We start from the raw sequence: 20,735 nt of genomic DNA, 5'->3' as shown, positions 1-20,735 counted from the left end.
GTTAAATTATTTTGACTGTTTCTTATTCAAATGCACCTTATACAAATCATGCCGTCTGTCTTTCAGAGTTTTTACAGTACCATATTCGTGCAATTCTTTCAGATGATAAAGATCGACGTCGGTAATCAAAACCATTTCGGTATTTGGGGTCGCCTCCGATTTCACACCATTGGTCGGAAAAGCAAAATCCGAAGGAGTAAAAACAGCCGATTGTGAAAACTGAATATCCATATTGTTTACCCTTGGCAAATTGCCTACAGAGCCTGCAATAGCTACATAACATTCGTTTTCTATCGCTCTGGCTTGTGCACAGCTTCGCACGCGGGTATAACCATTCTGAGTATCGGTCATAAATGGAACAAAAAGAATTTCCATTCCTTGATCTGCCAAAATTCTACTCAATTCTGGGAATTCTACATCATAACAAATCAACAGCCCTATCTTGCCACAATCGGTCTCAAAAACCTTTATTTCATCGCCTCCCATCATCCCGTAATATTTGAATTCGTTTGGGGTAATGTGAACCTTTCGGTACGAATCTAATTGTCCGTTGCGGTGGCACAAATACGATGCGTTATATAACAATTCATTATCATAAACTGGCATAGAACCCGCAATGATATTGACATTATACGAAATGGCAAATTCTTGAATTTTCTTCACAATTTCATCCGTCATCTCGGCCAAACGCATCATGGCATCGACCTCTTTCAGGTGGTTGTACGGACTCATCAAGGGCGAATTAAAAAACTCTGGAAACAATACGAAATCTGATCCATAAGCACTGATCGTTTGCACAAAAAATTCGACTTGATCGTAAAAATCTTGCAAATCTCTGAATGGGCGCATTTGCCACTGTACCAAGCCCAAGCGAATGATGCGTTTGGTGGGCGAACTTGATTTTAATTCGGGTTCGTAATAGATGTTATTCCACTCCAAAAGCGTGGCGTATTCCAAAGATTCTGAATCGTCTTTCAAATAATTTTTCAAAATCTTTTTCACGTGAAAATCATTAGCCAACTGAAATGTAAGCGTAGAATCTAATATTTCTTTGCGTTTTACTTTTTCTACATATTCTCTGGGCGAAATTTCATGGGCATATTGATGATAGTTCGCAATTCGCCCACCAGCTACGATGGATTTCAGGTTCATTTCCTCGCAAAGCTCTTTGCGTTTATCGTACAGGCGTCGCCCCAATCGAAGTTGTCGATATTGTGGATGAACAAAAATTTCGATTCCATACAAGACATCGCCTTCCGGATCGTGTTTTGTAAACTTTCCGTTCGAGGTGATTTGTTCGTAAGACGAGGTAAAATTGGTTTTCTTAGAGTTTACGATGATCGCCAATGCCGATGCCACGACTTTCCCGTCTACTTCTACACAGTATTGCCCTTCTGGAAATATTTTGAGTAATTCTAAAATGTCTTGCTTTTTCCAATCGTCTTCTTCAATATTTTTATAGGCTTCTTGTTCAGATTGCAAAAGATCTTCGTAATCTTCTATCGTCAACCGCCTCACTTCAATATCCATAAATCGTATTTTATAATTGTCAGATTCTTTCTAGCTGCAACAAATTTACCAAATTTAGTTTATTCAGGTTTTATTTCCACACTTTGTCTGGCGACTAACTGCCAATTGTTTTCATTTTTGATCCAAATTTCCAACAGATTAAGTTTCATTTCGAAATCAAATATTTTATACGTTCCTTTTGCAATTATTTCCCTTCTTACCCAAACTACTTTGGACGTTATCCATTGCATTTGCAAAGATCCTAAACTGCAAAATTTTTTATAAAAAACAGCATTTGTCGGGAGGTTCTCTAGCAAACTCATCTTATCCTCTATCCAAGCGTTCGAATGTCCCAAGCTAAGCTTGGGATGCAAAATTTGCTCTAATTTTTGGGTGTCTTTTTGGATTAAAGCTTCTTCGAGTTTGGCGATGGCTTCGATTACCGCAAGGCTGTCTTGCTGCGTTTGTGCTTGCCCAAAAATCGAAAATAATAGGCATAAAAAAGGTAGGAATTTTTTCATATTAAAAATAAACCCGAAATCAAGATTTCGGGTTGTAAACTGAATTTAAATTGATTTTATAATGTCGATCGCTTTGTCGATTTCTTCTCGTTTTACCGTGAGATGCGGACGGAAACGGATTGTCTTCTCACCGCAAGGCAAAACCATCAACTGTCGCTCGAAACATTCTCTGATGAATTGATTGCGCTGCTCTTTGTCTTCTAAATCGAAAGCAATGAAAAGTCCTTTTCCTCTGATATTCGAGATCGAAGGATTGTGCTGTTTGAGTTCTTCTAATTGTGATAAAAAATACTCTCCTTGCACGCGTGCATTTTCAACCAAATTCTCTTGCTCGATAACTTCTAGAATTAATTTGAAACGCAACATATCGATAAAATTCCCTCCGAAAGTTGAGTTGATTCGGCTCGATTCTTTGAATACGTTGTTCGGTATACGGTCGAGTTTTTCTTTGTTTGCCAAAATTCCACACACCTGAGATTTTTTACCAAATGAAATAATATCCGGAATCACATCATAATGTTGGAAAGCCCACATTTTTCCCGTCATTCCAACGCCTGTTTGGACTTCGTCGAATATGAGTAGAATTTCGTTCTCGTCGCAAATTTCTCGCAATTGTTGCAAAAATTCTTTACGGAAATAGTTATCGCCACCTTCGCCCTGAATCGTTTCTAAAATGATGCAAGCCACTCGATTGCTGTGTTGTGTCAATGCTTCACGAATTTGGCTGATTGCCAATTTTTCGTTTTCGATAGTCGTGTTCAGATTTTCGTCGGTTTGCGGAAAATACAATTTCGGATTCTGAACGCGAGGCCAATCGAACTTCGGAAAATATTGATATTTACGAGGATCCTCGGTATTGGTCAAAGACAATGTATAACCAGAACGACCATGAAATGCCTGTTTGAAATGGATAACTTGGTCAGCTTCGACTTCGATATTTTTAGAAAAATTCAAACGAGTTTTCCAATCAAATGCCGCTTTCAAAGCATTTTCTACCGCCAATGTTCCACCAGAAATAAAGAAGCTGTATTGCAATTCTTTTGGCATTGCCACGCGCGCAAAAGTGTCGACGAAATCGGCGAATTCTTCGGTATAAATATCCGAAACTGCCAATTTGTTCACCGCCATTTTACCAAGAAAATCTTGATGTTTTACCAAATGCGGATGATTGTATCCAATGGGTGAAGAGGCAAACATACTGAAAAAATCGAGGTATTGCTTGCCGTTTTTGTCTACTAAATAAGAACCATGAGAGTTCTCGATATCCATTACCAAATTATAGCCATCTGCCAAGATGTGTTGTCCTAATCTATCGTGTACTGTTTTTGAAAAGTCTATTGTATTCATATTGTAGTCGTTGTTTTAATTATCCTAAATCGAATTTAATGCCTTGTGCCAATGGTAGGTCGGTGGTGTAATTGATCGTATTGGTCTGTCTTCTCATGTAAAATTTCCATGCATCAGATCCTGATTCTCTGCCGCCACCTGTATCTTTTTCGCCGCCGAAAGCTCCACCAATTTCAGCTCCCGAAGTTCCGATGTTCACATTCGCAATACCACAATCTGATCCCGAAGCACTCAAGAATAATTCTGCCTCGCGTAGATTAGCAGTCATGATTGCAGAAGATAAACCTTGTTTTACATCGTTCTGTATATCAATAGCTTGTTGTACATCACCTGAATATTTAATTAAATATAAAATCGGTGCGAAAGTTTCGTGCTGTACAATTTCAAAATGATTTTCTACCTCTGCAATTACAGGCTGCACATAACAACCGCTTTCGTAACCTTCGCCTTCCAAAACTTTACCTTCGATGATGATGTTACCGCCTTCTTTTTTGATTTGATCCAATGCATTCAGATACATCTTCACCGCATCTTTATCGATCAATGGTCCAACATGATTCGAGGTATCGAGCGGATCTCCAATTTTCAGTTGTTTGTAGGCGTCTACCAAAGCGTTTTTCACTTGTTCGTACAACGATTCGTGAATGATCAGACGACGAGTAGAGGTGCATCGTTGTCCTGCTGTACCAACTGCACCAAAAACAGCTCCGATCACCGTCATTTTAATATCGGCATTCGGCGTAACAATGATGGCGTTATTTCCACCCAATTCTAAAAGCGATTTGCCCAAACGCTGCGCAACCGTCACCGCCACTTCTTTCCCCATACGAGTAGATCCTGTAGCCGAAATCAACGGTACACGTTCATCTTTAGACAACCACTCTCCTACTGCTTTATCGCCTGTGACGATAGAAGAAATACCCTCGGGTAAATTGTTTTCTTGTAGGATATCTGCTAATATTTTCTGACATGCTACTGCACATAAAGGTGTTTTTTCGCTTGGCTTCCAAACCACAACATCTCCACAAACCAATGCTAAACAAGTGTTCCATGACCAAACAGCAACTGGGAAGTTGAAGGCTGTGATCACGCCTAAAATTCCGTAAGGATGATATTGATCGTACATGCGATGCCCTGGTCTTTCTGAATGGATGGTAGAACCATATAATTGACGAGACAAACCAACTGCAAAATCACAGATATCGATCATTTCTTGCACTTCGCCCAAACCTTCTTGGTACGATTTTCCCATCTCGTATGAGACTAATTTACCAAGTACAGGTTTCATTTCGCGCAATTTCTCGCCCAACTGACGAACGATTTCGCCTCTTTTCGGTGCGGGAACCAATCGCCAAGACTTGAATGCTTCTTGGGCTTTTTGTATGATTTTTTCGTAATCTTCTTTGGTGTTCGATTTTACTTTTCCGATTTCTTTTCCGTCTACCGGCGAATAAGAGGTGATAAATTCGCCATTAGCAAACCAATCAAGACCAGTAGAACCACCTAGATTTGTTTCTGCTAATCCTAATTGTTTCAATTCATTTTGTAATGTCATTTCACTATTTATTTGTTGTTTTGAGTTCACCAAATTAACTAATTTTCTTTTTAATTTAATGATAAACTTGTAAATATTTCCTTTAAACCCTTTATCAAGTGGATAAATCTTTTTAGTTTTAAGCACTCAAAATTACAAATATGAATCATACGACAGACTACTACTTAATTGATGACTTATTGACTGATGAGCACAAATTGATTCGCAATAGCGTAAAAGATTTTGTGAGAGAGCAGATCAAACCCGTAATCGACAAACATGCTCAAGATCACACCGAAATTCCTGATTTGATGAAAAAATTGGGAGCAATTGGTGCTTTGGGACCCTACATACCAGAAGAATATGGCGGAGCTGGATTGGACCAAATCTCCTACGGATTGATTATGCAAGAATTAGAAGCGGGCGATTCTGCAGTGCGTTCGGCGGCATCGGTACAATCGTCATTGGTGATGTTTCCAATTTTCACTTACGGATCTGAAGAGCAAAAACGCAAATTCTTACCAAAATTAGCCTCGGGAGAATTTATCGGTTGCTTTGGACTCACCGAGCCTAACCACGGATCGAATCCAGCAGGAATGGAAACTCGTCTGAAAAAAGTAGGTGATAAATATGTACTGAACGGAGCGAAAATGTGGATAACGAACGCGCCCGTTTGCGATCTTGCCGTTGTTTGGGCAAGAACAGAAGACAACAAAATTGCAGGAGTTATTGTAGAACGTGGTATGCCAGGTTTCACCACACCAGAAACCATGAACAAATGGTCGCTAAGAGCCTCTAGAACTGGTGAACTGGTTTTTGAAGATGTCGAAATTCCGGAAGAAAATATTTTTCCAGACGTTGACAGTCTGAAAGGACCATTGTCTTGCCTCAACTCTGCTCGTTACGGCATTTCTTGGGGTGCGATAGGCGCTGCAATCGATTGTTACGAAGTCGCCCTGAAATATGCTTTGGAGCGTCAACAATTCAACAAACCCCTTGCGTCTTATCAATTACAACAAAAGAAATTAGCAGAATTCATTACCGAAATTACTAAAGCTCAACTTTTGGCTTGGCGATTAGGAACGTTGAAGAACGAAGACCGCGCAACGCCAGCTCAAATCTCGATGGCAAAACGCAACAATGTGAAAATGGCTTTGGATATCGCAAGAGAATCGAGACAAATTTTAGGTGCGATGGGAATCGTTGGCGAATACCCGATGATGAGACATGCTGCTAATTTGGAATCGGTAATTACCTACGAAGGTACTCACGATGTGCATTTGTTGATTACTGGAAACGACATCACCGGAATCAACGCTTTTTAAATAAAAACAACATGCAAAATAGATTTGTTGCATTGCTCTTGCTATGTGGATTTTGGGGTTACGGACAAAATTCGTACAAAATCTTCTACGAAAAGTATTCGAACGGAATCACGATAGAAGAAGAAAATCCGATTGCCGTTTGGGCCAATGAACAAAAAAGCATCATGACCACTAAGGCGACTCTTGAGGGTAAAAAACAATACCCTCAGGAGTTGATTATCTACCAAAAACATGATTCTATTTTGCATTACATGACCTACCTTTCGCAAGATTCGATCATTTCGACCAAAAAAAACATTGCTTTTCGAGCGTCTAATTTCAAAAAGACCTCTAAAACAAAACGAATTCTTGGGATAAAGGCAAAACACGCCGAAATCAACATCAATTCGAATAAAATAGACCTGTGGTATGTAGACAATATGAAAATAGAAGCTGCACCCAACGGAATTGGATTGCCACTCGGTTTTGTACTCGAATACGAGCGAAACAACAATTATTCGATTCGGGTAGCCAAAATTGAAGAAGAAAAAAACTCGAACTCAGTGCCAGTTTTAGCTGAAAATCTGGAGGAGTATTACCTCGACCCACTCGATTATTCGAATCTTATTTGGAAAAGCAAATTCACAAGTATACCTATTTTCGACCATCAAAAAATTCATTTCGATCCTTCTTCGACATCCGACACCAAAATTCTTCGGTTTGCAAACGGAACTGTTGCGGTAAAAAAAATTAGCTTTCCAGAAATTACCGAAAATCAGCAAATTTTCTTAGAAGCCAATCAACATTCCAACGGTGATGCCTACGATCGCACGGGGTCTATTTTTTTGATACCTACCCAGCATTCGCCCAATTTCTTAGAAGGAATGCAAAAGGGGGTGAACACCCTTCCGTTCTATTCCACAGGAGATGGGAAAAAGTATCAGGGAGTTGTGCGAAAAGATCAATACGAACCAATTGTAGAGCTGATGCGTTTTTTCACGCCATTCGGCATACAAAAATTCAATCATATCGAACTCAAAGATAGAACGTGGCTTCGTCAGGCAGATTATCGCCAAGATATTTCGGAATTGCGAACGCTTTTATCGAATCAGACGGTTTATATCGGCGTTTTTATCGGCAATTATGACCAAGGCGGCCATATGATCGATGCAGAAATTACGATACATCATGGACTGAAAAAATTGTTTCCATCGTCCAAAGTCATCCCTTTATTCAATACTTTGAACGTGATGGAAATGGGCGGACAAGAATATGGAAGCATGTTTGCAGATTCGAAAGGATTGGTGGTCGAATTCGAACTCAAAGAAGAATTGAAAAATGCCCAATTGCGATACCTAACAAGTGGACACGGCGGTTGGGAAAATGGAGATGAATTTCTACCAAAACCAAACCACATCAAACTCGATGATAAAGAAATCTTCAACCTGATTCCTTGGCGAACAGAGTGTGGCAGCTACCGCAATGCAAATCCGGCATCGGGCAATTTCGAAAACGGATTGTCTTCTTCTGATTATAGCCGATCGAATTGGTGCCCGGGTACAGTGACCAATCCGTATTACATCCCAATTGGAAACCTCAAAGCAGGAAAACATACCTTACAAATTAAAATACCACAAGGCGGTGTCGAAGGCAATAGTTTTAGTTTTTGGTCGGTTTCTGGTGTATTAATCGGCGAATAAATCTTTAAAATTTTATTAAATCTTACAACAATTGAGCTTTCCGAAATATAAATTGTAATTTTGTTAACTTAAATTCGACAATCGAAAATCTTTCTATGGAATACAATACAGCCAGAGAGCAACTTATAATCCCCGAGTACGGAAGACATATACAAGAAATGGTCAATCATTGCATGACAATAGAAGACGAAGAAGAACGCAATGGTTTTGCCCAAATCATCATCGAAGTGATGGGAGAAATGAATCCGCATTTGCGAGATGTTCCCGATTTTCAACACAAACTGTGGGATCAGATGTTCATCATGTCTGGTTTTGCGTTGGATGTAAAATCGCCCTATCCGATTCCTAATGCTAAAAACACCATCAACAGCAGACCAAATCGAGTTCCTTACCCAGTGAGTATTGCAAAGTACCGCTATTACGGAAACAATATTCGCAAAATGATCGATGTAGCCCTCACTTGGGAAGATGATGAAAAACGCGAAGGATTGGTGTTTGCAATTGCCAATCAGATGAAAAAAAGCTATCTGACCTGGAATAAAGACACGGTTGAAGACGATGTGATTTTCAATCACTTATACGAGTTATCTGAAGGAAAAATTGATCTAAGAAATACCGAAGAAAGTTTGGTCGCAGCAGATCGAATAAATGCAACTCGATCTCCACATCAATATCAAAATCAAAACAAGAAAAATCAAAACAAAAACCGTAACAATCACAATTACAAAAAATAATTTCTGCTTTACAAAATGTCGATATTTAAGATAAAAGGAGGAAAACCATTGAGTGGTGAAATTAGACCTCAAGGAGCAAAAAATGAAGTTTTACAAGTATTATGTGCTGTTTTACTTACCGATGAAAAAGTAAGAATATCCAACATTCCCGATATTCGAGACGTCAATCGACTGATAGAAATTTTGATGAATTTGGGAGTAAAAGTTCAGAAAAATGGCAAAGGCGATTATACTTTTCAAGCGAACAACCTCAATTTAGATTATCTAAAAAGTGAAGCTTTTCGCAAAGATGGATCATCGCTCCGAGGGTCTATCATGCTCATGGGACCGCTGTTGGCTCGTTTTGGTGAAGCTTATATGCCGAAACCAGGCGGCGATAAAATAGGTCGCAGACGGTTGGATACGCACTTTCAAGGATTTTTCAACCTTGGTGCGAAATACAGATTCAATCCAGAAGAAGATTTCTACGGTGCAGAAGCAAAAGACGGCCTCACTGGCACTTATATGCTGTTGGAAGAAGCCTCTGTAACCGGTACTGCAAATATTGTAATGGCAGCTGTGTTGGCAAAAGGAACAACAACTATATACAACGCAGCCTGCGAACCTTATCTGCAACAGCTGTGTAAAATGCTCAACCGAATGGGCGCGAAAATCTCGGGTATTGCCTCTAACATGTTGACCATAGAAGGAGTTGAATCTTTGAGTGGAACAGAACATGTTGTTTTACCCGATATGATCGAAATAGGCTCTTGGATTGGATTGGCAGCTATGACGAAATCGGAGCTCACCATCAAAGATGTCTCTTGGGAAAATTTGGGAATAATACCAGATATTTTCAGAAAATTGGGAATAAAATTGGAGCGAAGAGGCGATGATATTTATATTCCAAAACAAGATAATTATGAAATAGAACGTTTTATTGATGGGTCTATTCTTACCATTTCCGACGCACCATGGCCAGGTTTCACGCCCGATTTGCTTTCGATAATTTTGGTCGTCGCAACACAGGCTAAAGGCAGCGTTCTCATTCATCAAAAAATGTTCGAATCTCGCTTATTTTTCGTCGATAAACTAATCGATATGGGCGCTCAAATCATTTTGTGCGATCCGCATAGGGCAACGGTTATCGGGCTCAATCAAGAAACTCCTCTAAAAGCATCCGAGCTCACCTCACCCGACATTCGTGCTGGAATGTCTTTGCTAATTGCAGCACTCTCTGCCAAAGGAACAACCATCATTCACAACATCGATCAAATCGACCGCGGATACGAAAATATTGATGAACGTCTGAAAGCTATTGGGGCAGATATAACTAGAATTTAATCTTCCAACACAACAAACTTGATGTCAAGTATAATTGAATTTTTCACCAATTTTATTCATCGTCCAGATAAAGTCATTATGGATTTTATCAACAACTATGGCTATTGGATTTATGTGATCTTGTTCCTCATCATCTTTGCAGAAACAGGACTCATCATCATGTCTTTCATCATGCCGTTCCTGCCAGGTGATGCGTTGATTTTTGCAATTGGGATGATTGCTGCGAGTGACGAACAAAACCATTTGCACATCGAATACATCATTCCATTGCTCATGATTGCCGCAATATTGGGCGATAATGTCAATTATTACATTGGCCGAAAATTTGGAAATTGGTTGTTGGAGAACCCAAACCGATTCTACATCAAACCTCAACATTTAAGCAAAGCCACCGATTTTTTTAATGAAAATGGTAAAAAAGCCATTATCATTGCACGTTTCATGCCGGTTGTACGCACCATTATCCCATTCATTTGCGGAACAACGCGACTCGATTACCGCACCTTCATCACCTACAGTTTCATAGGCGCTGTTCTCTGGGTGGGTGCCATTTCGATATTAGGCTATTTTTTAGGTCAGTTTACCTTCGTAAAAGAGAATTTAGAACTGTTCATTTTCGGAATCATCATTGCTGCAAACTCGCCTTTGATTATCCGTCTAATCAAAGCTAGACTTCAAAAGAAAACAGATTCGAAATGATTCAATTGGGATTGATAGGTCGAAATATTGCATATTCTTTTTCGGAAAAATATTTTCAGGAAAAGTTTAAAATTTTAAATCTCGAAATCTATGATTATCGCCTTTTTGATCTGCAAAAAATTGAAGAAGTAACCACCTTATTCAACAACAAATCACTGCTCGGACTGAATGTTACCATTCCATATAAAACCGAAATTTTGACTTATTTAGATGAGTTAAGTGATGAAGCGCAAGTCATTGGAGCTGTGAACACTATCCATATAAAAAATTCAAAAAAAATAGGCTACAATACCGACGCATACGGATTCAAAGAATCGTTGACGCCGCTGCTGAAACCTCATCATCAAAAAGCCTTGATTCTTGGAAACGGCGGAGCTGCAAAAGCGGTAAAATATGTACTCAATACGTTGGGAATCGATTATCGTTTGGTAACTCGACAAGAAGACGAAAACCTGAATTTCGGCGACATCGACGCAGCCATTATCGAGTCGCATACCCTCATTGTCAATTGCACGCCTTTGGGAACTTTTCCTCAAATCACAGACGCTCCCAACATTCCTTATCGGCTACTCAATTCTAACCATTTGCTTTACGATTTGATTTACAATCCGATTGAAACTCAATTTCTGAAAAATGGGACTTCGAAAGGCGCTCAAACCAAAAACGGATTAGAAATGTTGCACCTACAAGCTGAAAAAGCTTGGGATATTTGGAATTCATAATCACGTTAAAGGTTGATTTTCTGCCAAACTTTTTTTAGTTTTGTTAGCAACTAAACTCTTTTTGTTATGGCAACAGCAATGGATAACCTGCATGATGCAGATGGAAAAAGCATCGAAAACAACGAATCGTACAAGGTAGAATCGACCACAGAAGAAAATTTACAACCCATAATTCCTGCAAAGGATTACGATAAGTTAAGTCTCGACCTTATTTTGGATGAGGCAAAACACTTGTTGAAAACATATCCAGTGCAAGAGTTGAGAGAACATTTTTTGCAAATACGAGAAGCGGCAACAAGCAAACTCGCTTTGGAAGCAGCAGAAAAAAGAGAACAATTCTTAGCCGATGGAGGAAATGAATTGGATTTCCGATTCGATAGTCCACTCAAAAGAGACTTTTACCTCATCTACAATGATTACAAAAAACAATTAGCAGCGTATTACGAAGAAAACGAAAAACAAGAGCGACACAATCTCGAAATACGTAAAGCAATAGTAGAAGAGCTCAAAGCTTTGTATCAGGATCCTAATGAGCAAAACAGTTTGTTGTTCAAGAAATTTAGAGACCTCAAAACACGTTGGCACAATGCCGGACGTATCCCAGCTTCGGAAGCCAATAATATTTTCAAAACTTATTATTTTCACCTCGATAATTTCTACAAATATTTGGACCTTAACAAAGAACTTCGCGAGATGGATATGAATCACAATTTAGAAGTTCGTCATTCGATCATCAAGCGAGCAGAAGAATTGGTTGGCGAAGAAAACGTACAAAAGGCACTCAACGAACTGCAATATTTACACCGGTTGTGGAAAGAAGAAGCTGTACCTGTACAAGAAGAGCATCGAGAACCTACGTGGAATCGTTTCAAGGAATTGACCAATAAAATTCATGATCGCAAAGCCGAGCTGAATGAAATGATCAAGAAAACGCAGGAAGATAATTATGCCCGCAAGCTCGCAATAATAGACGAAATTGCCGAAATCGCGAAGAAAGACGAACAAAGCCACAACGAATGGCAAATTGCAATAAAACGAATCAATGGATTACGAGAAGAATTCTTGAAAATTGGTCGAGTTCCGAAAAATGTAAACAACGAAGTTTGGGATAAATTCAAACAAACGACCAAAGAATTCAACCACAAAAAAAACTCGTTTTACAAAAACATGAAAAATGAGCAAGACATCAATCTGAAGAAAAAATTAGAATTGATCGAGATTGCTCGTCAACACAGCGAGAGTACCGACTGGAACAATTCGGTAAAGGTCATCAAACGCATCCAAAACGAATGGAAAAACATTGGTCATGTTCCACGCAAACAATCAGATCGAGTCTGGAAAGAGTTCAAATTGCTTTGTAATAACTTTTTTGACCGTTACAAAAAAAGGAACGAAGAAGAAACCGCAAAATTTGAGCAAAATTTAGCCGCTAAAAATCAAATCATAGCACAACTCAAAACCTTGGCATCTGTCAACGACACTACCAAGGATATTGAAGCTTTGATCGCGTTAGAAAAAAAATTCAATGCCATTGGAAAAGTGCCTGCAAAGAAAATGAACATAGCCACTGCTTTCCAAAAAGAGTTGGAGCGCAAAGTTCAAGAATTTGGCATCGCTGATGAGGCATTACAAGATTACCGTTTGAATTCTATTTTCGAAAAAGCTAAATCAGAAAATAATGCTGATCTTATCGACAACGAAATCATCCGTACACGCAAACTCATCGAAGAGTTGGAAAAAGAAGTAAATCAGTTGGAAAACAACATTTCGTTTTTCAATGATACAGATGAAAACAATCCGTTGCTGAAAAATGTTTATCAACAACTCGGCGAGAAAAAAAGCAAGTTGGCAGATTTGGAACAAAAGCTCAAAAAATTATACCAATACAACTCAAACGAAGCTCAACAAGAAGAACAGTCAACCGAAGAATAAAAATGTTTGATAAGCCTACGCACGAGTTTTTTATGGCTCGTTGTTTACAACTTGCTTCAAACGGATTGGGAAACACCTACCCCAATCCGTTTGTTGGTTCTATTATCGTACACCAAAACAAGATTATAGGTGAAGGCTATACGTCGCAATACGGCGGCCCGCATGCAGAAGTCAATGCCATAGAAAATGTAAAAGACAAATCTCTTTTGTCTGATTCTACTTTGTATGTAACCCTAGAACCTTGTGCACATTTTGGCAAAACCCCACCCTGTTGCGACCTGATTATCACAAAAAAAATTCCGCGAATTGTCGTGGGTTGCGTAGACCCTTTTGCACAAGTGAATGGCGAAGGAATTCGGCGTATGCGCGAACAAGGCGTAGAAGTCATTGTTGGGGTATTGCAAGAAGAATGTCTTACACTCAACAAACGTTTTTTTACCTTTCACCAAAAAAAACGACCGTATATCATCTTGAAGTGGGCCGAAACTTTCAACGGCTATTTTGCGCCTGTGCAACACGAACAAAAATGGATTACCAATATCTACAGCAAACAGTTGGTGCATTGGTGGAGAACGCAGGAAGAAGCCATTTTGATTGGCACGAAAACAGCCATTATAGACAATCCGCAACTCAATGCACGATTGGTCAATGCTCAATACCCAATCCGTTTGGTGATCGATAGAAGCTTAGAAATTCCAACAACTCATCACCTTTATGATACGAATTTTAGAACCATTATTTTTAATGAAATAAAATCGGCTGAGCTTGGCAATATTTCGTTTGTGAAATTAGATTTCGAGCAAGAAATCATCCCATCCATACTCGAAACACTATACCAAGAAAATATAACATCGGTCATTGTAGAAGGAGGCGTAAAAACGCTAAATTCTTTTATAAAACAAAACCTTTGGGATGAGGCGAGAATTTTCAGATCAGCAATTCGTTGGCAAGATGGGATAAAATCACCAGAAATCAAGGGTAAAATAATACAAGAAAAAACGATTCTGAATGATCATTTAACGGTAATTCGAAATGAGAGATGATGCGTATCTAACGATAGAAAAAGACGTAGAAGAAGTCGTTTTTAAAGAATTGGGAAGTAAATTCATCAATTATGCCTTCTACGTTCGAAATGAAGAAGAAGTTAAACAAAAATTGGACTATTTGTACGAACGTTGGCCCGATGCTACCCATCATTGTTATGCGTATATCTTGGGCATAGACCGGAAAAATTATCGTGCCAATGATGATGGCGAACCCAGCGGATCTGCCGGATTGCCCATCTACAATCAATTATTATCGGCCGAGCTTACCAATATTTTGGTGGTTTCTGTTCGCTATTTTGGAGGAACCAAATTGGGCGTTCCAGGATTGGTAAAAGCTTATAAATATGCTGCGCAGTTGGCAATAGAAAACGCACAAATTATTACCCGATATCTCACAAAAAGTGCTATATTAGAATTCAATTACGATCAACAAGGCATTGTAGAGCGAAACATCGAACGTGTAAAAGGTGAAATTATCAACCGAGAATTTACCGAAAAGTGTCGATTTACAGTGGAAGTACGAGCAAGTTTGATGGAAGAATTCAAAAACCAATTTGATGAGATGTATCAATTAAAGTTTACCGAACTCGATGATTAATTCTTTAACCTCGCTACGCTTTTTCTTTGCATTTGCTGTGTTTCTCAGTCATTTGACTTTTGTAAAAACCGATTTGCACTGGTACAATTGGCTGAAAAATGTAGTCTTCTTCGAAGGGTATTTGGGAGTAGGATTTTTCTTTATTTTGAGTGGTTTTGTTTTGGCGTTGAATTATCAGAATAAAATCAACAAACCGCACGAATTCAGTCTAAAAAATTTTTATATCAATCGAGTTGCAAGAATTTACCCTTTGCATTTGCTCACCTTTGCCCTCATGATTCCGTATGTTATTTTTCAAGATTTATGGAATCCCTTGGCTGCATTACTCAACCTTTTCTTGCTACAAGCCTACGTTCCGATTCAAGAAATTTACTTTTCTATCAACAATCCTTCTTGGAGTATTTCTACCGAGTTTTTCTTTTACATCCTCTTTCCTTTTTTGGTGATGATGCTCTATCGCTACAAATTTACCCGTTACATTCCGCTGGCTGCAATTCCGGTCATTATCTTTTCGGCACCTTATGTTGATATTGATTTTGAAAAAGGAATTTATTACATCAATCCGCTGGTGAGAAGTCTTGATTTTTTGTTGGGAATTATTTTGTACAACGAATACCGAAGGTTTTCTTACGCTCTGAAAAATGTTAATTTTACGGTCGGAAGCCTGATCGAGGCTTGCGCTTTTCTTGTACTTTTGCTGTTCTTTATTTTTCACCAAGATGTGAATCGCGTTTTCCGATACGGCATTTATTATTGGTTGCCCATGTCGCTCATCATCGTTACGTTTTCGATCGAAAAAGGCTTCATTTCGAGGATACTCAACCATCGCTGGCTGATCTATTTGGGCGAAATAAGTTTCGGATTCTATATGATTCACATGATTGTCATCAAATACGGTAACCTTTGGCTGGTAAATGTCAACGATTTTGTGAAGATTGGAATCTATTTTTTGGTTTCGTTGTTTTTGAGTTTTATTACTTTCGAATATTTCGAAAAACCGATTAACCGATGGATCAAGAAAAAGTATAAGCAACATTTGGCATCCAAAACAGTTCCATCCTAATTGTTTTTTCAGTTTTAAATAAAGATTTAACGCCTAACTTGCATCTAAAAAATAGCACGATGAACATCCTAAAAATAAGTTTTTTTTGTATAATCACTTCTGCGCTTCAAGCCCAAATTTACGAAAAGTTTCCTATCCAAAACACCGAAAGTTTCAGAGGAATCAGTTTCGAATCTGCCAATACCTTTGTATTTTCTGGCACCAACAACACCATTGGAAAATCGAATGACGCAGGAAAAACAATCGAATGGTTGAGCGTTCATCATCTCGAAACTAAGCACGATTTTAGAGACATAGAAGTACTGCAAGCCCAACATTATTTGGCCATGGCAATCGATTCGCCTGCTTATATTGTAGAGTCGAAAAATGGTGGAAAAACATGGACAACCGTTTACGAGAATTCGACCAAAGGTATATTTTTAGATGCCATGTATTATCATCCAAAATCAAAAGATGTCTTTGTTGTGGGAGATCCACTCGATGGCAAAATGCCTTTTATTGTCCACGCCAATGCATCGAATACCAAAGAATGGACAATCTTGAAGAAATTGAACAATCAATACCTACGATTGGCCAATCCAAAAGAAGCTTTTTTTGCAGCAAGTGGAAGCAATTTGTATGCCGATGAGCATCAGATTTTATTGGTTTCTGGCGGTGCAGCATCCCTACTCTATCGCTATACCAAAAAGGAAGTCCAAGGGTATCAGTTAGACAAAACCAACAGTCCTACTTCTGGTATTTATGGCATGGATTACAACCCAACATTGAATTTCGGAATTCTTGTGGGTGGAGATTATACCAAGCCTAATGCAGACGATAATAACTTTTATAAATTCAAAATTGAAAATAACAAAGTAGTATTCACTAATATGTATTCGATACCCAAAGGCTATTTGTCGAGTGTGAGTATCGTGAACAAAGATACATTTGCGGTGTGCGGACCAGGAGGTGTACAATACACTTCGGACAATGGTATCAATTGGAAATACCTGACCAAAGATGCTTACAATACTTGCAAAGTATCGCCCGACAAAAAATATATTCTTTTGGTTGGTCCGAAAGGAAATGTGGGAAAAATTTTATTATAAAAAAAAAACGACCTTTCGGTCGCTTTTTTATATTTAAAACAAGAAATAAAATGATTTGGAATCATTCAAATGTTTGTAAAAATATTTAGTAAAGTCGGAAACCTTTGCATGAACTGCGTTACCACTACTGATTCGTTTCACGTCTAATTCTTTTTGTGCTGCATAATCCAACGATTTAATGGTAACAAAGGTATTCAAAGGCAAAGCGCTGGCTGCCACTACTTTTTTGATATCTTCTTCTGTGTTGATTAGCGGAACAAAAATTCCGTCGGCACCTGCTTCTTCATACACCTTCACTCTCACCAATGTTTCTTCGAGTGCTTGGGGATGTTCGGTAACATAGGTATCGGTGCGGGCGTTGATGAAGATATCTTTCCCTTTGGATTTCAGGTGAGTTTTGATGGCGCTGATTTTATTCGCTAAAACTTGCATATCATCCAACTTGCGTTCAGCAGATTCGATATTACCGTCTTCCAAGTTTATTCCGACTACTCCTACGTCGACCAGCTTTTCTACGTTTTCGGCGAGTGTCGTAAGATCATTGGTAAATCCAGTTTCGATATCGGCACTTAGCAACAAGTCTGTAGAAGCGGCAATACGCTCGATCATATACAACATTTCGTAGAAAGACATATTTTCGCCATCTTCGTAGCCCAAAACATTGGCAATTGCATGACTCGAAGTTCCGATAGCTCTAAAACCTGCCTCCTCTGCGCCTTTGGCACTTATAGCATCCCATACATTGGCAATAAAAAGTGGGTTATCTTGTTGATGTAATTTTCTGAATTTTTCGACCATCACCGAATGATTTTTAAGATTAATAAATACTCAATAATCGTATAGAGAAATGTATTCCAAACCTGGTTTCAAGGCTTTAAATATTTGTTAAAGTTCTAAGAATTAATCCAAACGACCTTTTCGATTGGGTTCTTTCACTTCTGGCCAAGTCGCAACTTTTCCGTCGACAACTGGCAAGACACGTTTTTCTCGATCGATTAAACCTTCTTCTTCAGACGCCAAATAAGCAAGGCTTGCAATCAATACCACATTGTTGCGAACCTCATCAAAAACGATTTTATCGTAAGTATCTTTGTTGGTATGCCAAGTATAGCCAAAATATCCCCAATTGAGCGAGCTCAACATAAAGGCTGGAACGCCCGCAGAGACAAAAGATGAGTGATCAGAACCTCCTCCACTCGGCATGCCAGGGAAATTTGTTTCGATGTGTTTGCTCACTTCTTTGGGTACAGCATTCAACCATCGAGACCAATATTCGTAGGCATTTACAAATCCTTGTCCACTGATATTGACTACTCTACCTGTTCCATTATCTTGATTGAAAACTATTTGAGTGTTTTTCACAATTTCTGGATGATCTTTCACGAAAGCTCGAGAACCGTTCAAGCCTTGCTCTTCTGATCCCCACAGGCCAACAATGATGGTTCGTTTGTTGTTGGGATAATATTTTTTGATCAATCGAGCTACTTCCATCATGGTGATTACGCCAGTTCCGTTGTCGGTTGCTCCTTGTGCTCCGTCCCAAGAATCAAAATGTGCCGATAGAATCACATATTCTTGGGGTTTTTCTTTACCCTCAATATATCCAAGCGTATTGAAGGTTTTGGCTACGCCCAAATCTTTCGACTGAACGTCTAGTTTTATTTTTGTTTTTTTGTTGTTCGAAGCCAATCGATACAGCATGCTGTAATTTTCGAATTCGATATCAATCATTGGGATTTTCTTTGTTTTGGCATCAAAAATTCTGTTGGCTCCCATTATACCCGACCAATTAGAAATCGCTATTCCAACAGCACCTTTCGATTCTAAAAATTCTGCCAATTGAGCTTGGTTGTATCCAATTGCTTTCAAATAATCATCGTGCCTTTTTTTTGCCTCTTTCGCTTCATTCGTCAAACGCTCATAGGTCTCTGGCGTTGCAAATTCTTTCAACTGATAGTCTGGTCTACCAGATGGAAGATAGGGTGATAATAAAACAATTTTGCCTTTTACCTGATTGGTCCAAGCTTCAAAATCGTTTGCATTTTTTGGTAAAATGATAACCTCTGCTTCTACTGGTTTTTTGGTTGCCGGACTCCAAGCTAACTGGGTTGCGTTGAGCGACAATACTCGAGGATAGGTCATGGTAACCGATGAGGTACCTCGCTCCCACGCCCGCCATTGCCCATAGTTGTGTCGTTCGCCTCGAACTCCCCATTCTTTGAACTTTGCCATTGCCCAATCGTTGGCTTTTTCCATTTGTGGACTTCCGACCAATCGCGGTCCAATACCGTCTAATAATTCAAAAGCCATCTGCTCTAGATGGGTAGAAGTATAGACTTCTTGTTGTATGTTTTCGATAAATTTTTGCTGTGCATCAGGTGTTTGTGCAGTAACGAAAGCCGTAGCACAAACCAAAATTGTGGTTTGAAAATGATTTTTTAAACTCATGTTTTAATTTTTTTTTTTAAAAATATGTAGAAATTTGTAATTGACAAATTTTTCTATCGGATATGAATTTGTTTTTGGATATAAGCTAAAATCGAATCAAAGTCTTTTGGCGAAAACCACTGTACAGCTTCATCCTTTTTGAACCAAGTCATCTGTCTTTTTGCAAATCGTCGAGTATTCTTTTTGATTTCTTCTATCGCCAATTCCAAATCGATTTTCCCATCAAAATAGTCGAACAACTCACGGTAACCTACCGTTTGTAAAGCATTCAGATGGCGCAAAGGGTACAATGATTTAGCCTCTTCCAAAAGTCCTTCATCCATCATTTGATCTACTCGAAGATTGATGCGTTGATACAACTCTTCTCGGGGCAATTCTAATCCTATTTTGATGATTTCGAAAGATCGATTCGCTTTGGTTTGTGTTCTGAAGGATGAGAATTTCTCGCCAGTTCCGCGTATGATTTCTAAAGCTCGAATGACGCGTTTTCCATTGTGCAAATCGACTTGCTCGTAGTATTCTGGATCTTTTTCGGCTAGTTCTTGCTGCAAAGGCTCGATTCCTAAATCTTCGAATTCTTTGTTCAGGGTTGTGCGAATCGCAGCATCAATAGTTGGGAAATGATCTAAACCTTCGGTCAAGGCACGTTCGAATAATCCTGATCCTCCAACCAAAAAAGCGATGGTTTTCTTCCTAAAATATTGTTCTAATTTTTGAAGTGCGTCGCGTTCAAAATCTCCAACCGTATAGGTGTCATGAATGGAAGTGTGTTGTATAAAATGATGCTTTACAGCTTTCAACTCTTCTTTTGTCGGAACAGCCGTTCCTATTTTCATTTCATGATAAAATTGGCGAGAATCGTTAGAAAAAATTTCAGCATCAAATCGCTTTGCCAAAGCTATGCAAAGGTTTGTTTTGCCTATTGCCGTAGGACCAACGATACTAATGAGGTATTTTGTTTGTGATGATTCCATTGAGATTTCAAATACGTTGCAAGTTAAGCTCTAAACTTGAATTTAAAAATTACTAGCCTAGGAATTATAATGTTTGTTTACTTCTTGTTTTTTTTATTAGGTATAAAAATCATTCAACAAAAAACTGGAACAGAATATATTAGGTAAAAATCAAAAAAAAACCGAAACAATAGCTTCGGTTTTCAACGTTTAT

18 protein-coding genes are annotated in these 20,735 nt (G+C 38.8%); 11 read left to right on the top strand and 7 right to left on the bottom strand.

The features are described from left to right. Window positions 1-6: 6 nt before the first annotated feature. The 4 genes from BN8061_RS09025 to amaB are packed head-to-tail and all read right to left on the bottom strand — an operon-like array spanning window position 7 to window position 4,932. Entirely contained in the window at window positions 7-1,530 is a 1,524-nt protein-coding gene (locus BN8061_RS09025) for a bifunctional GNAT family N-acetyltransferase/carbon-nitrogen hydrolase family protein (RefSeq protein ID WP_068598588.1), read from the bottom strand. A 59-nt stretch (window positions 1,531-1,589) separates the two neighbouring features. Beyond that, window positions 1,590-2,030, bottom strand: a complete 441-nt coding sequence (locus tag BN8061_RS09020; protein WP_068598586.1) for a nuclear transport factor 2 family protein — start codon at window positions 2,028-2,030, stop codon at window positions 1,590-1,592. Window positions 2,031-2,075: 45 nt separating this feature from the next. Next, window positions 2,076-3,377 carry an L-lysine 6-transaminase gene (gene lat / locus BN8061_RS09015; protein WP_068598584.1) on the bottom strand — a complete coding sequence of 434 codons (1,302 nt, stop codon included), beginning with the start codon at window positions 3,375-3,377 and terminating at the stop codon, window positions 2,076-2,078. A 19-nt stretch (window positions 3,378-3,396) separates the two neighbouring features. Continuing rightward, window positions 3,397-4,932, bottom strand: a complete 1,536-nt coding sequence (gene amaB / locus BN8061_RS09010; protein ID WP_068599516.1) for an L-piperidine-6-carboxylate dehydrogenase — start codon at window positions 4,930-4,932, stop codon at window positions 3,397-3,399. 140 nt (window positions 4,933-5,072) lie between these two features. Between amaB and BN8061_RS09005 the strand changes: the two genes are divergently transcribed. The 11 genes from BN8061_RS09005 (at window position 5,073) to BN8061_RS08955 (ending at window position 17,120) form a co-directional block, all read left to right on the top strand. Further along, window positions 5,073-6,236 (top strand): acyl-CoA dehydrogenase family protein, encoded by a 1,164-nt coding sequence (locus BN8061_RS09005; RefSeq protein WP_068598582.1) that lies wholly within the window; start codon window positions 5,073-5,075, stop codon window positions 6,234-6,236. Between the two features lie 11 nt (window positions 6,237-6,247). Further along, window positions 6,248-7,915 carry a PNGase F N-terminal domain-containing protein gene (locus tag BN8061_RS09000; RefSeq protein WP_094745931.1) on the top strand — a complete coding sequence of 556 codons (1,668 nt, stop codon included), beginning with the start codon at window positions 6,248-6,250 and terminating at the stop codon, window positions 7,913-7,915. A 95-nt stretch (window positions 7,916-8,010) separates the two neighbouring features. After that, a complete protein-coding gene (locus BN8061_RS08995) occupies window positions 8,011-8,649 on the top strand; it encodes a DUF4290 domain-containing protein (protein ID WP_068598578.1) in 639 nt (212 codons plus the stop codon). A 15-nt stretch (window positions 8,650-8,664) separates the two neighbouring features. Next, entirely contained in the window at window positions 8,665-9,972 is a 1,308-nt protein-coding gene (murA, locus tag BN8061_RS08990) for a UDP-N-acetylglucosamine 1-carboxyvinyltransferase (RefSeq protein WP_068598576.1), read from the top strand. Window positions 9,973-9,993: 21 nt separating this feature from the next. Next, window positions 9,994-10,671 (top strand): VTT domain-containing protein, encoded by a 678-nt coding sequence (locus BN8061_RS08985; protein WP_068598574.1) that lies wholly within the window; start codon window positions 9,994-9,996, stop codon window positions 10,669-10,671. Then, complete coding sequence (locus BN8061_RS08980; protein WP_068598572.1) at window positions 10,668-11,393, top strand: shikimate dehydrogenase family protein; 726 nt, start codon at window positions 10,668-10,670, stop codon at window positions 11,391-11,393. The genes BN8061_RS08985 and BN8061_RS08980 overlap by 4 nt, the downstream gene beginning before the upstream one ends. Window positions 11,394-11,459: 66 nt before the next feature. Continuing rightward, window positions 11,460-13,325: a DUF349 domain-containing protein gene (locus tag BN8061_RS08975; protein ID WP_068598570.1), complete on the top strand. Its 1,866-nt coding sequence runs from the start codon at window positions 11,460-11,462 to the stop codon at window positions 13,323-13,325. A gap of 2 nt (window positions 13,326-13,327) precedes the next feature. Next, entirely contained in the window at window positions 13,328-14,368 is a 1,041-nt protein-coding gene (gene ribD / locus BN8061_RS08970; RefSeq protein WP_068598568.1) for a bifunctional diaminohydroxyphosphoribosylaminopyrimidine deaminase/5-amino-6-(5-phosphoribosylamino)uracil reductase RibD, read from the top strand. Next, window positions 14,358-14,969 carry an IMPACT family protein gene (locus tag BN8061_RS08965; RefSeq protein ID WP_068598566.1) on the top strand — a complete coding sequence of 204 codons (612 nt, stop codon included), beginning with the start codon at window positions 14,358-14,360 and terminating at the stop codon, window positions 14,967-14,969. Before ribD ends, BN8061_RS08965 begins: the two co-directional genes overlap by 11 nt. Beyond that, window positions 14,962-16,032, top strand: coding sequence for an acyltransferase family protein (locus BN8061_RS08960; RefSeq protein WP_068598564.1), 1,071 nt, complete (start codon window positions 14,962-14,964; stop codon window positions 16,030-16,032). Before BN8061_RS08965 ends, BN8061_RS08960 begins: the two co-directional genes overlap by 8 nt. A 59-nt stretch (window positions 16,033-16,091) precedes the next feature. Continuing rightward, window positions 16,092-17,120, top strand: a complete 1,029-nt coding sequence (locus BN8061_RS08955) for a WD40/YVTN/BNR-like repeat-containing protein (RefSeq protein ID WP_068598562.1) — start codon at window positions 16,092-16,094, stop codon at window positions 17,118-17,120. A 33-nt stretch (window positions 17,121-17,153) separates the two neighbouring features. Here the strand turns inward: BN8061_RS08955 and BN8061_RS08950 are convergent, their stop codons facing one another. The 3 genes from BN8061_RS08950 to miaA all read right to left on the bottom strand — a co-directional run bounded on the left by BN8061_RS08950 (window position 17,154) and on the right by miaA (window position 20,542). Next, window positions 17,154-17,918, bottom strand: a complete 765-nt coding sequence (locus BN8061_RS08950; protein WP_235802726.1) for an isocitrate lyase/PEP mutase family protein — start codon at window positions 17,916-17,918, stop codon at window positions 17,154-17,156. A 102-nt stretch (window positions 17,919-18,020) separates the two neighbouring features. Continuing rightward, a complete protein-coding gene (locus BN8061_RS08945; protein WP_068598558.1) occupies window positions 18,021-19,568 on the bottom strand; it encodes a M20/M25/M40 family metallo-hydrolase in 1,548 nt (515 codons plus the stop codon). A 53-nt stretch (window positions 19,569-19,621) separates the two neighbouring features. Then, window positions 19,622-20,542 carry a tRNA (adenosine(37)-N6)-dimethylallyltransferase MiaA gene (gene miaA, locus BN8061_RS08940; RefSeq protein WP_068598556.1) on the bottom strand — a complete coding sequence of 307 codons (921 nt, stop codon included), beginning with the start codon at window positions 20,540-20,542 and terminating at the stop codon, window positions 19,622-19,624. Between the last annotated feature and the right edge of the window lie 193 nt (window positions 20,543-20,735).

Source organism: Vaginella massiliensis, from assembly GCF_900089075.1.
In the GTDB taxonomy this organism is placed as follows: domain Bacteria; phylum Bacteroidota; class Bacteroidia; order Flavobacteriales; family Weeksellaceae; genus Weeksella; species Weeksella massiliensis_A.
The sequence above is the reverse complement of the archived record's forward strand: the minus strand, read 5'-3'. Positions and strand labels throughout refer to the sequence as shown.